This is a genomic window from Klebsiella sp. Sb-30, from assembly GCF_057652795.1.
This window is the reverse complement of the sequence record NZ_CM172749.1, coordinates 1,547,733-1,562,370: the sequence shown is the minus strand read 5'-3', so window position 1 is coordinate 1,562,370 and position 14,638 is coordinate 1,547,733. Positions and strand designations below refer to the sequence as shown.

At 57.0% G+C, this 14,638-nt stretch carries 10 protein-coding genes; 7 read left to right on the top strand and 3 right to left on the bottom strand.

Annotated features, from left to right (window positions below; genetic code table 11):
• Window positions 1–17: 17 nt before the first annotated feature.
• Window positions 18–2,657, bottom strand: coding sequence for a DNA topoisomerase (ATP-hydrolyzing) subunit A (gene gyrA, locus AC236I_RS07455; RefSeq protein WP_004864890.1), 2,640 nt, complete (start codon window positions 2,655–2,657; stop codon window positions 18–20).
• Between the two features lie 234 nt (window positions 2,658–2,891).
• Here gyrA and ubiG point away from each other — a divergent pair, with 234 nt between their 5' ends.
• From ubiG to yfaE, 4 genes are all read left to right on the top strand, one after another.
• The gene (gene ubiG / locus AC236I_RS07450; protein ID WP_004864892.1) at window positions 2,892–3,620 is read left to right on the top strand and encodes a bifunctional 2-polyprenyl-6-hydroxyphenol methylase/3-demethylubiquinol 3-O-methyltransferase UbiG; all 729 of its coding nucleotides are present in this window, start codon (window positions 2,892–2,894) and stop codon (window positions 3,618–3,620) included.
• A 356-nt stretch (window positions 3,621–3,976) separates the two neighbouring features.
• Window positions 3,977–6,262, top strand: a complete 2,286-nt coding sequence (gene nrdA, locus AC236I_RS07445; RefSeq protein ID WP_004864894.1) for a class 1a ribonucleoside-diphosphate reductase subunit alpha — start codon at window positions 3,977–3,979, stop codon at window positions 6,260–6,262.
• 103 nt (window positions 6,263–6,365) lie between these two features.
• Window positions 6,366–7,496: a class Ia ribonucleoside-diphosphate reductase subunit beta gene (gene nrdB / locus AC236I_RS07440; protein ID WP_015583818.1), complete on the top strand. Its 1,131-nt coding sequence runs from the start codon at window positions 6,366–6,368 to the stop codon at window positions 7,494–7,496.
• On the top strand, window positions 7,496–7,750 hold the full coding sequence (gene yfaE / locus AC236I_RS07435; RefSeq protein WP_004201692.1) for a class I ribonucleotide reductase maintenance protein YfaE: 255 nt from the start codon (window positions 7,496–7,498) through the stop codon (window positions 7,748–7,750). Before nrdB ends, yfaE begins: the two co-directional genes overlap by 1 nt.
• 77 nt (window positions 7,751–7,827) lie before the next feature.
• Here yfaE and glpQ read toward each other — a convergent pair whose 3' ends face one another.
• Window positions 7,828–8,898 carry a glycerophosphodiester phosphodiesterase gene (gene glpQ, locus AC236I_RS07430; protein WP_004864899.1) on the bottom strand — a complete coding sequence of 357 codons (1,071 nt, stop codon included), beginning with the start codon at window positions 8,896–8,898 and terminating at the stop codon, window positions 7,828–7,830.
• Window positions 8,899–8,907: 9 nt separating this feature from the next.
• Complete coding sequence (gene glpT / locus AC236I_RS07425; protein ID WP_004864901.1) at window positions 8,908–10,254, bottom strand: glycerol-3-phosphate transporter; 1,347 nt, start codon at window positions 10,252–10,254, stop codon at window positions 8,908–8,910.
• Between the two features lie 270 nt (window positions 10,255–10,524).
• Between glpT and glpA the strand changes: the two genes are divergently transcribed.
• The 3 genes from glpA to glpC are packed head-to-tail and all read left to right on the top strand — an operon-like array spanning window position 10,525 to window position 14,571.
• A complete protein-coding gene (glpA, locus tag AC236I_RS07420; RefSeq protein ID WP_487608730.1) occupies window positions 10,525–12,147 on the top strand; it encodes an anaerobic glycerol-3-phosphate dehydrogenase subunit A in 1,623 nt (540 codons plus the stop codon).
• Window positions 12,137–13,396 carry a glycerol-3-phosphate dehydrogenase subunit GlpB gene (gene glpB / locus AC236I_RS07415; protein WP_015583816.1) on the top strand — a complete coding sequence of 420 codons (1,260 nt, stop codon included), beginning with the start codon at window positions 12,137–12,139 and terminating at the stop codon, window positions 13,394–13,396. Before glpA ends, glpB begins: the two co-directional genes overlap by 11 nt.
• On the top strand, window positions 13,393–14,571 hold the full coding sequence (gene glpC / locus AC236I_RS07410; protein WP_015583815.1) for an anaerobic glycerol-3-phosphate dehydrogenase subunit GlpC: 1,179 nt from the start codon (window positions 13,393–13,395) through the stop codon (window positions 14,569–14,571). The genes glpB and glpC overlap by 4 nt, the downstream gene beginning before the upstream one ends.
• The last annotated feature ends 67 nt before the right edge of the window (window positions 14,572–14,638 follow it).

The following is a 14,638-nucleotide window of genomic DNA, read 5'->3' as shown; positions in this document are numbered from 1 at the left end:
CGCATCACTAGCGCAGATTATTCTTCATCTTCGACAGCGTCATCATCGGCGTCAGCGTCAGTTTCCGGCGCGATCTCGTCGTCGCCTTCCGCTACGCTGCCGTCGATGGCATCCAGCTCTTCGTCATCAACCGGCTCGGCTACGCGCTGCAGGCCTACGACGTTTTCATCTTCCGCGGTACGGATCAGAATAACGCCCTGCGTGTTACGACCGACGATGCTGACTTCCGACACGCGCGTACGCACCAGGGTGCCGGCATCGGTGATCATCATGATCTGATCGCAATCATCGACCTGCACAGCGCCGACCACGGAACCGTTACGCTCGGTGACCTTAATGGAGATCACGCCCTGCGTTGCACGGGACTTAGTCGGATACTCTGCCGCCGCCGTACGTTTACCGTAACCATTCTGCGTGACGGTCAGGATAGCGCCTTCGCCGCGTGGAATGATCAGCGAAACCACTTTATCGTCACCCGCCAGCTTGATGCCGCGAACGCCGGTAGCGGTACGGCCCATGGCACGGACCGCGCTCTCTTTAAAGCGCACCACTTTACCGGCGGCTGAGAACAGCATCGCTTCGTCGTTGCCGTTGGTCAGGTCAACGCCAATCAGCTCGTCGCCTTCGTTCAGGTTCACCGCGATGATCCCGGCAGAACGTGGACGGCTGAACTCAGTCAGCGCGGTTTTCTTCACGGTACCGCTGGCGGTCGCCATAAAGACGTTCACGCCTTCTTCGTATTCGCGTACCGGCAGAATAGCGGTAATGCGTTCGTTAGCTTCCAGCGGCAACAGGTTGACGATTGGACGCCCGCGCGCACCACGGCTGGCTTCCGGCAGCTGATAGACCTTCATCCAGTACAGGCGGCCACGGCTGGAGAAGCAGAGGATCGTGTCATGGGTATTGGCCACCAGTAGGCGGTCGATAAAGTCTTCTTCTTTAATACGTGCGGCCGATTTACCTTTGCCACCGCGACGCTGCGCCTCATAGTCGGTCAGCGGCTGATACTTCACATAGCCCTGGTGAGACAGGGTGACCACCACATCTTCCTGGTTGATCAGATCTTCGATGTTGATATCCGCGGTGTTGGCGGTGATTTCGGTACGACGCGCGTCGCCGAACTGTTCGCGCATGGCTTCCAGCTCTTCACGAATCACTTCCATCAGACGGTCGGCGCTGCCGAGGATATGCAGCAGTTCAGCGATCTGTTCCAGCAGCTCTTTGTATTCATCGAGCAGTTTTTCATGCTCAAGCCCGGTCAGTTTCTGCAGACGCAGATCCAGGATCGCCTGGGCCTGCTGTTCGGTCAGATAGTATTGACCGTCGCGCACGCCGAACTCTGGCTCCAGCCACTCCGGACGCGCGGCATCATCACCGGCACGTTCCAGCATCGCCGCCACGTTGCCCAGATCCCATGGACGCGCGATCAGGCCAGCTTTCGCTTCCGCAGGCGTTGGCGCACGGCGGATAAGCTCGATGATCGGGTCGATGTTGGCCAGCGCAATCGCCAGCGCTTCAAGGATATGCGCACGATCGCGGGCTTTACGCAGTTCGAAAATGGTACGACGCGTCACCACTTCGCGGCGGTGGCGCACGAACGCTGAAAGAATATCTTTCAGGTTCATGATCTTCGGCTGACCATGGTGCAGCGCAACCATGTTAATACCGAAGGAGACCTGCAGCTGCGTCTGGGAGTAGAGGTTGTTAAGCACCACTTCGCCCACCGCATCGCGTTTCACTTCAATCACGATGCGCATCCCGTCTTTATCAGACTCGTCACGCAGCGCGCTGATGCCTTCAACGCGTTTGTCTTTCACCAGCTCGGCAATTTTCTCGATCAGGCGCGCTTTGTTCACCTGATACGGAATTTCGTGCACGATGATGGTTTCACGACCGGTCTTCGCATCGGTTTCCACCTCAGCGCGGGCGCGAATATAAATTTTGCCACGACCGGTGCGGTAAGCTTCCTCAATCCCACGACGACCATTAATAATGGCGGCGGTCGGGAAGTCCGGACCCGGGATGTGCTCCATCAGCCCTTCGACGGAGATATTTTCATCGTCGATATAGGCCAGGCAGCCGTTGATCACTTCCGTCAGGTTGTGCGGCGGAATGTTGGTTGCCATCCCGACGGCGATACCGGACGAACCGTTCACCAGCAGGTTAGGGATTTTCGTCGGCATGACGTCAGGAATACGTTCCGTACCGTCATAGTTATCAACGAAATCAACCGTCTCTTTTTCCAGGTCGGCCATCAGCTCGTGGGCGATTTTCGACATACGGATTTCCGTATAACGCATCGCTGCGGCGGAGTCGCCATCGACAGAACCGAAGTTACCCTGGCCATCGACCAGCATATAACGCAAGGAGAATGGCTGTGCCATACGTACAATGGTGTCATAAACGGCGGTATCACCATGAGGGTGGTATTTACCGATTACGTCACCAACGACACGGGCGGATTTTTTATAGGCTTTGTTCCAGTCATTGCCCAATACGTTCATGGCGTAAAGTACGCGACGGTGTACCGGTTTCAGGCCATCTCGGACATCCGGCAGCGCACGGCCAACAATGACCGACATCGCATAATCCAGATACGAGCTCTTAAGCTCTTCCTCAATGTTGACCGGTGTAATTTCTCTCGCAAGGTCGCTCATCTAACCGCTATCCCTCTACTGTATCCCGGATTCAAAGGTCGCAAATTATAACACAGCCACGGTGATACGGGTAAACCTATACCCAATGAATTTCGCGCCGCATCGTGGCGGTAAACGCAGGCGCTCCGATTCGCGTCATCGGGTCGCGGCAAAAGGCGATGGGGATAGACGGTTTATTCATGTCGGTCACCTGATATACTCGCCGGTCTGAACAGAAAAGGAGTCGAAGCGCCCATGAATGCCGAAAAACAGCCGGTGGCCCACAACGTTGATCATCATGAAATTGCTAAATTTGAAGCCGTCGCCTCGCGCTGGTGGGACTTAGAGGGCGAGTTCAAGCCCTTACATCGTATCAACCCGCTGCGTCTTGGCTATATTGCGGAGCGTTCTGGCGGCCTGTTTGGTAAAAAGGTACTCGATGTTGGCTGCGGCGGCGGCATCCTTGCCGAGAGCATGGCGCGTGAAGGCGCAACGGTAACCGGGCTCGACATGGGCTTTGAACCGCTGCAGGTGGCGAAGCTGCACGCGCTGGAAAGCGGCGTTCAGGTCGACTATGTCCAGGAGACGGTAGAAGAGCACGCGGCGAAGCACGCCGGTCAGTACGATGTGGTGACCTGCATGGAGATGCTGGAGCATGTTCCGGACCCGCGCTCGGTGGTTCACGCCTGTGCACGGCTGGTGAAGCCCGGCGGTCAGGTCTTCTTCTCGACCATTAACCGCAATGGTAAAGCGTGGCTGATGGCGGTAGTCGGCGCTGAATACGTGATGAAAATGGTGCCCAAAGGGACTCATGACGTGAAAAAATTCATTAAGCCGGCGGAGCTGATTGGCTGGGTTGATCAGACTACTCTGAAAGAGCAGCATATTATCGGCCTGCATTACAATCCGCTGACCAATACCTTCAAGCTGGCACCGGGGGTAGATGTTAACTATATGTTGCATACAACCGCGAAAAGCGCATAACGTCAGCAGTTTTTCATATGATGATTATTTGATGATTGCGCGGCATCAAGCCGCGTAATTTTTACATCCGTCGAAGAAATCAGCATTCGATCAAATTTTCATATTTATTTTCCAGTTTATTGACATCTCCGCCAGGCCTTACGCGGCGTGGACTTAGCGATCATTACGCTTCCGCAACCTCAAATTAACGCCAAAATCAACCCTTGTACTCAAAAGAATCCTTACTAAAATACTCACCATATAGCGTTTCTTTTATCTACAACCCCCTACATATAGTATTTATCCACAGAGTTAGTCACAACGGCGTTCTGTGGATAAGCGGGGGATATTTTCTCTCACGGACAGGTATAATCCACATGAATCAGAGTCTGCTGGTGACAAAGCGTGACGGTAGCACCGAGCGCATTAATCTCGATAAAATCCATCGTGTACTGGATTGGGCGGCAGAAGGACTGAATAACGTTTCGATTTCTCAGGTAGAACTGCGCTCTCACATTCAGTTTTACGACGGCATCAAAACTGCCGATATCCACGAAACCATCATTAAGGCAGCGGCGGACCTGATCTCCCGCGAAGCGCCGGATTACCAGTATCTCGCCGCGCGCCTGGCTATCTTCCATCTGCGTAAAAAAGCCTACGGCCAGTTTGAGCCGCCAGCGCTGTATGACCACGTCACGAAGATGGTGAAAAAAGGCAAATACGATACTCATCTGCTGGAAGACTACACGGAAGAAGAGTTCAAGCAGATGGATTCGTTCATTGTTCACGATCGCGATATGAGCTTCTCCTACGCTGCCGTTAAGCAGCTGGAAGGCAAATATCTGGTCCAGAACCGTGTTACCGGCGAAATTTACGAGAGCGCCCAGTTCCTCTACATTCTGGTTGCCGCCTGCCTGTTCTCCAACTACCCGCGCGAGACGCGTCTGGACTACATCAAACGTTTCTATGATGCCGTCTCCACGTTTAAAATCTCGCTGCCGACGCCGATTATGTCCGGCGTGCGTACCCCAACGCGTCAGTTCAGCTCCTGCGTGCTGATCGAGTGCGGCGATAGCCTCGACTCCATCAACGCCACCTCCAGCGCCATCGTGAAATATGTTTCCCAGCGCGCAGGTATCGGTATTAACGCCGGTCGCATTCGTGCGCTGGGCAGCCCGATCCGCGGCGGCGAAGCGTTCCACACCGGCTGTATCCCGTTCTATAAGCACTTCCAGACCGCGGTGAAGTCCTGCTCGCAGGGCGGCGTACGCGGCGGTGCCGCCACGCTGTTCTACCCGATGTGGCATCTGGAAGTCGAAAGTCTGCTGGTGCTGAAAAACAACCGGGGTACCGACGCCAACCGCGTTCGCCACATGGACTACGGCGTACAGATCAACAAACTGATGTACACCCGCCTGCTGAAAGGTGAAGACATTACCCTGTTCAGCCCGTCCGACGTCCCGGGCCTGTACGACGCCTTCTTCGCCGATCAGGACGAATTCGAACGTCTGTACACCCTGTACGAAAAAGACGACAGCATTCGTAAGCAGCGCATCAAAGCGGTTGAGCTGTTCTCCCTGATGATGCAGGAACGCGCCTCCACCGGCCGTATCTACATCCAGAACGTTGACCACTGCAACACCCACAGCCCGTTTGACCCGGTGGTGGCGCCGGTTCGCCAGTCCAACCTGTGCCTGGAAATCGCGCTGCCGACCAAACCGCTGGATGACGTCAACGACGAAAACGGCGAAATCGCGCTCTGTACCCTGTCTGCCTTTAACCTCGGCGCCATTGAAAGCCTCGACGAGCTGGAAGAGCTGGCGGTACTGGCGGTGCGTGCGCTGGACGCGCTGCTGGATTATCAGGACTACCCGATTCTGGCGGCTAAACGCGGCGCGATGGGCCGTCGTACGCTGGGTATTGGCGTGATCAACTTCGCCTACTACCTGGCGAAGCACGGTAAACGCTACTCTGACGGCAGCGCCAACAACCTGACGCATAAAACCTTTGAAGCTATTCAGTACTACCTGCTGAAAGCGTCAAACGAGCTGGCCATTGAACAGGGCGCGTGCCCGTGGTTCAACGAGACCACCTATGCTCAGGGCGTGCTGCCGATCGATACCTATAAAAAAGATCTCGATGCCATCGTCAACGAGCCGCTGCACTACGACTGGGAAGCGCTGCGCGAATCCATTAAAGAGCACGGCCTGCGTAACTCTACGCTCTCTGCGCTGATGCCGTCAGAGACCTCTTCGCAGATCTCCAACGCCACCAACGGTATTGAGCCGCCGCGCGGACATGTCAGCATTAAAGCCTCGAAAGACGGCATTCTGCGTCAGGTGGTACCGGACTACGAAAAACTGCAGGGCAGCTACGAGCTGCTGTGGGAAATGCCGAACAATGACGGCTACCTGCAGCTGGTTGGTATCATGCAGAAGTTTATCGACCAGTCGATTTCGGCCAACACCAACTATGACCCGACGCGTTTCCAGTCGGGTAAAGTACCGATGCAGCAGTTGCTGAAAGACTTGCTCAATGCCTATAAATTCGGCGTAAAAACTCTGTACTATCACAACACCCGTGATGGCGCGGAGGATGCCCAGGACGATCTGGCGCCGTCCATCCAGGACGACGGCTGCGAAAGCGGCGCATGTAAGATTTGATAATATTGCCCGGCGGCGCCTTGCTTGCCGGGCCTACGGTCTATTGTAGGCCGGGTTTGCGAAGCGCCACCCGGCGTATAATTCCAGGACAGGATCCCCACTCATGGCATATACCACTTTTTCACAGACGAAAAACAACCAGCTGCTTGAGCCGATGTTTTTTGGCCAACCGGTTAACGTCGCCCGTTACGATCAGCAAAAATATGACATCTTCGAAAAGCTGATCGAAAAACAACTCTCCTTCTTCTGGCGTCCGGAAGAAGTTGACGTCTCCCGCGACCGTATCGACTACCAGGCGCTGCCGGAACACGAAAAACATATCTTCATCAGCAACCTGAAGTATCAGACGCTGCTGGACTCTATCCAGGGCCGTAGCCCGAACGTCGCCCTGCTGCCGCTGATTTCGATTCCGGAACTGGAAACCTGGGTGGAAACCTGGGCATTCTCAGAGACGATTCACTCGCGCTCCTACACCCATATCATCCGTAATATCGTGAACGATCCGGCAATGGTCTTCGACGATATCGTCACCAACGAGCAAATCCAGAAACGCGCGGAAGGTATCTCCCACTACTACGACACGCTGATCGAGCTGACCAGCTACTGGCATCTGCTGGGTGAAGGCACGCACACCGTCAACGGGAAAACCATCACCGTTAACCTGCGCGAGCTGAAAAAGAAACTCTACCTGTGCCTGATGAGCGTCAACGCGCTGGAAGCGATTCGCTTCTACGTCAGCTTCGCCTGTTCGTTCGCCTTCGCCGAGCGCAAGCTGATGGAAGGCAACGCCAAAATCATCCGCCTGATCGCCCGTGACGAAGCGCTGCACCTGACCGGCACCCAGCACATGCTGAATCTGCTGCGCTCCGGCGTCGACGACCCGGAAATGGCGGAAATTGCCGAAGAGTGCAAGCAGGAGTGCTACGATCTGTTCGTGCTGGCGGCGCAGCAGGAGAAAGAGTGGGCGGACTACCTGTTCCGTGACGGTTCAATGATCGGCCTGAACAAAGATATTCTCTGCCAGTACGTGGAATACATCACCAATATCCGCATGCAGGCGGTGGGTCTCGACCTGCCCTTCCAGACCCGCTCCAACCCGATTCCGTGGATCAACACCTGGCTGGTGTCCGATAACGTGCAGGTTGCGCCGCAGGAAGTGGAAGTCAGCTCCTACCTGGTTGGCCAGATCGATGCCGAAGTCGATGCCGACGATCTGAGCAACTTCCAGCTCTGATGAAACGCATTTTTCTGAAAATCTCTGACACTCGTCTTGAGTGTCAGGATGAACACCCTTCCCTGTTGGCCGCCCTGGAATCACATAATATCGACGTGGAGTATCAGTGCCGCGCCGGCTATTGCGGATCCTGCCGCACGCGGCTGGTTTCCGGTCAGGTTGACTGGCTGACCGAACCGCTGGCGTTCATCCAGCCGGGAGAGATTTTGCCCTGCTGCTGCCGGGCGAAAGGCGATATTGAAATCGAGATGTAGTTTTGTCGGGTGGCGCTGCGCTTACCCGACAAAACCGCAGTTCACAGGCCGGGCAAGGCGCAGCGCCACCCGGCTTTTTAGTGCTTCGCTTTCAGAAACTGCACCGCTTTATCCGGGAAATCGGTAAACAAGCCGTCGACGTCAGCCTGGTGGTACAGCAGGTCAAACAGCTGATTCACATCGGTGACATAATCCGGTAGCTGGTCAGCGCGGACGGTATACGGGTGCACCACCAGACGCTGGCGATGCGCCTCTTTCACCATCTCGTTGAGCGCAACCTGACCCGGCCTGGCATTCGCCGCCACCAGCATATGGTAGTCCGGACCAATTCCGTCGGCATATTGCGCAATCTGCGTCATCGCGCCGGGCTTAAACATCCAGTCATAGCTGTAGTTAACCCATTTGCCATCCGCCTGGCGTTGCCGGGTTTCATTCCAGTCGGTGTAAGCGATCAGCTGCACCAGCTTCAGGTCCATCCCCATCTTCGGCTCCAGCTCATGCTTAATCCGCTTGAGCTCGTTAGCATCAAAGCACTGCAGATAGATCTTATCCTGCTTGCGGGTGTACCCGTATTTCTTCAGCACCTGCAGGACGCTGACGGCGATATCCTTACCTTCCTGATGGTGGAACCACGGCGCCTTAATTTCCGGGTAGATTCCGATATTTTTCCCCGTTGAATGGTTCAGCCCCTGAACAAACTCAATCTCCTCTTCAAAAGTATGAATGCGGAAGTCTGATTTCCCCATCGGGAAGCGGCCAGGGAAGGTCTGTATATTCTTGCCGTCCTTCGGCTCAAACCCTTCGCTGAACCGCAGCGATTTTATCTCCGCGAGGGTAAAGTCGATGGCGTAGAAGCGCCCATCCTGCCGTGCGCGCTGCGGGAAACGCTCCGCGACGTCGGTCACCCGATCGAGATAGTGGTCATGGAGCACCACCAGCCGATCGTCTTTGGTCATGACCAGGTCCTGCTCAAGATAATCGGCGCCCTGAGCGTAGGCCATCGCTTTTGCCGGCAGCGTATGCTCCGGCAGATAGCCGCTGGCGCCGCGGTGGGCGATGACCAGCTTATCCGCCGCAGAGGCGGAGAAGCTCAGAGTAGAACCGGCCAGTAAAATCGCCGTCATTAACGTTGTGGCTACCGTTTTCATGCGCATTCCTTAAGCCTGTTTCAGTTGTTGGTGATGGCGTTTTTCGCCAATCATCACCACCACCAGCAGCAGAACCGCCAGCACGCTGCCGCCGATCATCACCATGAAACCGCCGTCCCAACCGAAGAAGTCAACGGTATAGCCTACGATCGCGCTGGCGGCAACGGAACCGCCCAGGTAGCCAAACAAACCGGTAAAACCGGCGGCAGTGCCAGCCGCTTTTTTCGGCGCCAGTTCCAGGGCATGCAGGCCAATCAGCATCACCGGGCCATAGATCAGGAAGCCAATCACAATCATACAGGTCATATCGATACCCGGATTACCCGGCGGGTTGAGCCAGTAGACCACGGTCGCAATCGTCACCAGCGTCATAAAGAAGACTCCGGTGGCTCCCCGATTACCCCTAAACACCTTATCGGACATCCAGCCGCAAATCAGCGTGCCTGGAATCCCCGCATACTCATATAAGAAGTAGGCCCAGGAGGATTTATCCAGCGCAAAGTGCTTCACTTCTTTCAGGTAGGTTGGCGACCAGTCGAGAATGCCGTAGCGCAGCAGATAGACAAAGACGTTCGCCACGGCGATATACCACAGCAGCTTGTTCGGCAGGATATACTGCTTAAAGATCTGGCTGGCGGTCAGCTCCTGTTCATGCTCTTCGCTGTAATCATCAGGATAGTCATTTTTATACTCTTCAATTGGCGGCAGGCCGCAGGACTGTGGCGTATCGCGCATCATCGCGAAGGCAAACACCGCCAGCAGAATCGCGCCGAATGCCGGCATATACAGCGCCGCGTGCCAGTCGTTAAACCAGGCCATCCCCAGCAGGAACAGCAGCGGTGGGATCCCGCCTCCCACGTTATGCGCGCAGTTCCACACCGAGACAATGCCGCCGCGTTCTTTCTGCGACCACCAGTGCACCATCGTCCGCCCGCACGGCGGCCAGCCCATCCCCTGGAACCAGCCGCAGAGGAACAGCAGCACGAACATCACCATAATGCTGGAGGTCGCCCAGGGCACAAACCCCATCACCAGCATCACCAGCGCAGCCAGGATCAGCCCTGCGGGCAGAAAAATGCGCGGATTCGAGCGATCCGAAACCGACCCCATGATGAATTTCGAAAATCCATAGGCAATCGAAATACCGGAGAGGGCGAAACCCAGATCGCCGCGGGAAAAACCTTGCTCCACCAGATAGGGCATAGCCAGAGCAAAGTTCTTACGCACCAGATAGTAAGCAGCGTATCCAAAGAAAATACCGATGAAAATTTGCCAGCGCAGTCGACGGTACAGCGGATCGATTTCCGCCGCGGGCAAACGCGCTTTGTGTGGCGCAGGTTTAAAAATAGTTAACATAGCAGCCTCCGTGGCCATCTCTTCTCTACTGACAGCGATAAGAAAAATCTAATCTAATCACCCACTTCTGATGAGGCGGGATGGTAGGCAAAGCTGGCCCCGGATACTGTGAAACATCGCACGCTTTGTTACAAAAATATGACAAAACATTCCATTATGAGCATGAAATCACATAAACCGCTCGAATAACGCGCGAATATGCTCGAAATCAAACAATACGTACTGTTTGTATGGCTAAATGGCGTAAAACGAAAGCAGAGGGACAGGAAGATGGCCGAAACCCGTGAATGCGATGTTATTATCATCGGCGGCGGCGCCACCGGCGCAGGGATTGCGCGGGACTGCGCGCTCCGCGGGCTGCAGGTAACGCTGCTGGAACGTCACGATATTGCCACCGGAGCAACCGGCCGTAATCACGGTCTGCTGCACAGCGGCGCCCGCTATGCCGTCACCGATAGTGAATCGGCCCGCGAGTGCATCACTGAGAACCGGATTCTGCGCCGCATCGCCCGTCACTGCGTTGAACCGACCGGTGGACTCTTCATTACTCTTCCCGAGGACGATCTGGCCTGGCAACGAACCTTTATCAACGCCTGTCAGCAGGCGGGGATCGAAACCCGGCCGCTGTCGCCAGCAGAGGCGCTGCGCCTTGAACCCACCGTCAATCCAGCCCTGCTTGGCGCCGTACAGGTCCCCGATGGCACCATCGATCCGTTTCGCCTGACGGCGGCCAATATGCTCGACGCCCGGGAGCATGGCGCGACCATTCTGACCGGTTGCGAAATGACCGGGCTCATCCGCCGTGGAGAACGCGTTTGCGGGGTCGAGTTTTATGATCATCAGCATCGTGAGAGACGTACGCTACACGCCGGGGTTGTGGTCAATGCTGCCGGGATCTGGGGACAGCGGATCGCGGAATATGCCGATCTGCGCATCGCCATGTTCCCGGCCAAGGGATCGCTACTGATCCTCGACCATCGTATCAACCGACAGGTCATCAACCGCTGCCGTAAACCTGCCGATGCCGATATTCTGGTGCCCGGCGATACCATTTCGCTGATTGGCACGACGTCGGAACATATCCCTTACGACGAAATTGATGACAACCGGGTCACAACGACCGAAGTCGACACGCTGCTGCGGGAGGGGGAAAAGCTGGCTCCGGTACTTGGGCGTACTCGCGTGCTGCGCGCCTATTCCGGCGTGCGCCCACTGGTGGCCAGCGATGATGATCCCAGCGGACGCAGCGTCAGCCGCGGTATCGTTCTGCTCGACCACGCCAAACGCGATGGCATGGAGGGCTTTATCACCATTACCGGCGGCAAGCTAATGACCTACCGTTTGATGGCAGAGTGGGCCACGGATGCGGTGTGCCGTAAGCTGGGCAACAGCGTCCCCTGCTCTACTGCCGACACTCCGCTCCCGGGCTCAACGGAGTCCCCCGAAGCCACGGTAAAAAAAATCATCTCGCTACCCGCGCCGCTGCGCGGTTCCGCCCTCTATCGCCACGGCGACCGCACGCCTGCCTGGCTGGGCGATACCCGCCAGCATCGCAGCTTGATTTGTGAATGCGAGATGGTGACCGCCGGAGAAGTGCAGTACGCGGTGGAAAACTTAGCGGTTAACAGCCTGCTCGATCTACGCCGCCGCACGCGCATCGGCATGGGCACCTGCCAGGGAGAGCTGTGCGCCTGCCGGGCGGCCGGGCTTCTGCAACGGTTTAACATCACCACTCCCGCCCAGTCGCTGACCCAGCTTTCTGATTTTTTAAACGAACGCTGGAAAGGCGTGCAGCCCATTGCCTGGGGCGATGCGCTCAGGGAAAGTGAATTCACCCGCTGGGTCTACCTCGGACTGTGCGGGCTGCAAAAGGAGTCTCAGGATGAAATTTGATAGCGTGATTATCGGCGGTGGCCTCGCGGGTCTGCTCTGCGGGCTAACGCTTAATCAGTTCGGCCTGCGCTGCGTCATCGTCAGTCGGGGTCAAAGCGCGCTGCACTTTTCCTCCGCTTCGCTGGATCTGCTCTGCGCCCTTCCCGACGGGGAACGCGTCAGCGATGTGGCTCACGGGATAGACCGCCTGGCAGAACAGCTTCCCGAACATCCCTACGCGATGCTGGGCGCCGAACGGGTGATGGCGTACGCCGCGCAAACCGAGGCGCTGCTGGCTATCAACGGGATCGCGATGCGCGGCGCGGCCAGCCAGCCGCATGAACGCGTTACGCCGCTGGGCACCCTGCGCCCGACATGGCTTTCGCCGCTGGAAGTTCCCGTGGCGCCACTGTCCGCACGCAGCGTTGGCGTGGTGGGTATCGGCGGCTTCGCCGACTTCCAGCCGCATCTGGCCGCCGCCTCGCTCACCCGGCAGGGGGTGAAGGCGACGGCCAGCGAGATAGACTTACCGATACTGGATGTTCTGCGGGATAACCCGAGCGAATTTCGCGCGGTGAATATCGCCAGAATGCTCGACGAAGAGTGTCATTGGCCCGCGCTCCTCGCCGCGTTACGTCCGCTGGCGCTGGCGCACGACCTGCTGATCATGCCCGCCTGTTTCGGTCTGAATGACGCCGGGCTGTATCGCTGGCTACAGGAACAGCTACCCTGCCCGCTGCGCCTGCTGCCGACGCTGCCGCCTTCGGTTCCCGGCATACGCCTGCATAACCAGCTTCAGCGTCGTTTTATTCGGACCGGAGGTACCTGGCTGGCTGGCGATGAAGTCACGCGGATCGGCCATCAGGAGGGGAAAGTCAACGAAGTCTGGACCCGGCAGCACGGCGATGTTCCGCTGCGTCCCCGTTTTGCCGTTCTGGCCAGCGGCAGTTTCTTCAGTAATGGATTGATCGCCGATAAAGCGCGCGTTCGGGAACCCATTCTCGGCCTCGACCTTCAGCAGACCACTCCGCGTGAGAACTGGTATCAGCGCGATTTCTTTGCTTCGCAACCCTGGCAACGCTTCGGCCTGAAAACGGATACGATGCTGCGCCCGCTGCTCGACGGCCAGCCGCTGGGCAACCTGTTCGCCATCGGTTCGCTACTCGGCGGTTTTGATGCCATCCAGCTTGGATGCGGCGGCGGCGTTTGCGCGGTCACCGCGCTGCACGTCGCGAAACAGATTCATGACCTTGCCGGAGGCACGCGATGAACGATACCCGCTTTGAGAGCTGCATTAAATGTACCGTTTGTACGACCAGCTGCCCGGTCAGCCGGGTTAATCCCCGCTATCCGGGCCCGAAACAGGCGGGTCCGGACGGTGAGCGCCTGCGGCTGAAAGATGGGGCGCTGTACGACGAAGCCTTAAAATATTGTATTAACTGCAAGCGCTGTGAAGTCGCCTGTCCCTCTGATGTAAAAATTGGCGATATTATCCAAAGGGCACGGGCGCAGTACAGCCAGCAAAAACCCACGCTGCGCGATGCTATCCTCAGCCATACCGACCTGATGGGCACTCTCTCCACGCCGTTTGCCCCGCTGGTCAACGCCGCAACGGGGCTCAAACCGGTGCGCCGCCTGCTCGATGCGACGCTAAAGATTGACCACCGCCGGACGCTGCCGAAATATGGTTTCGGCACTTTTCGCCGCGCTTACCGCCAGCAGGCGGACCGCCAGGCGCAGTTCAGTGAACAGGTCGCTTTTTTTCACGGCTGTTACGTCAACTACAATCATCCGCAGCTTGGCCACGACCTTATCCGCGTGCTGAATGCGATGGGCACCGGCGTACAGCTGTTAAGTAAAGAAAAATGCTGCGGCGTGCCGCTTATCGCCAACGGCTTTTTTGCCAAAGCCCGCCGCCAGGCGCAGAGCAACGTCGCCGCCATGCGAGAGACTCCGCTGCCGGTCATTGCCACCTCATCAACCTGCACGTTTACCCTGCGCGACGAATACCCGCATCTGCTGGATGTCGATAATCAGGACCTTCGCGACCGGATTGAACTGGCAACTCGCTGGATCTGGCGCCAGCTTGATGCCGGGCGTACCCTGCCGCTTCGGCCGCTGCCGCTGAAGGTGGTTTATCACACGCCGTGTCATATGGAGAAGATGGGCTGGTCGCTGTATACCCTCGAACTGCTGCGGCTGATCCCGGGTTTACAGCTGGAAGTGCTGGATTCACAGTGCTGCGGCATCGCCGGTACTTACGGGTTTAAATCGGAAAACTACCCCTCTTCGCAGGCCATCGGCGCACCGCTGTTCCGGCAAATTGAGGAGAGCGGCGCCGACCTGGCGATCACCGATTGCGAAACCTGCAAATGGCAAATCGAGATGTCCACCAGCAAACGCTGTGAACATCCCATCACTCTGCTGGCGCAGGCGCTGGCCTGACATCGGCGCCAGAAACCAGTAAACCAATGCGGCTGATGACAAACCGGGTTTGAATACGGAGCCCGGG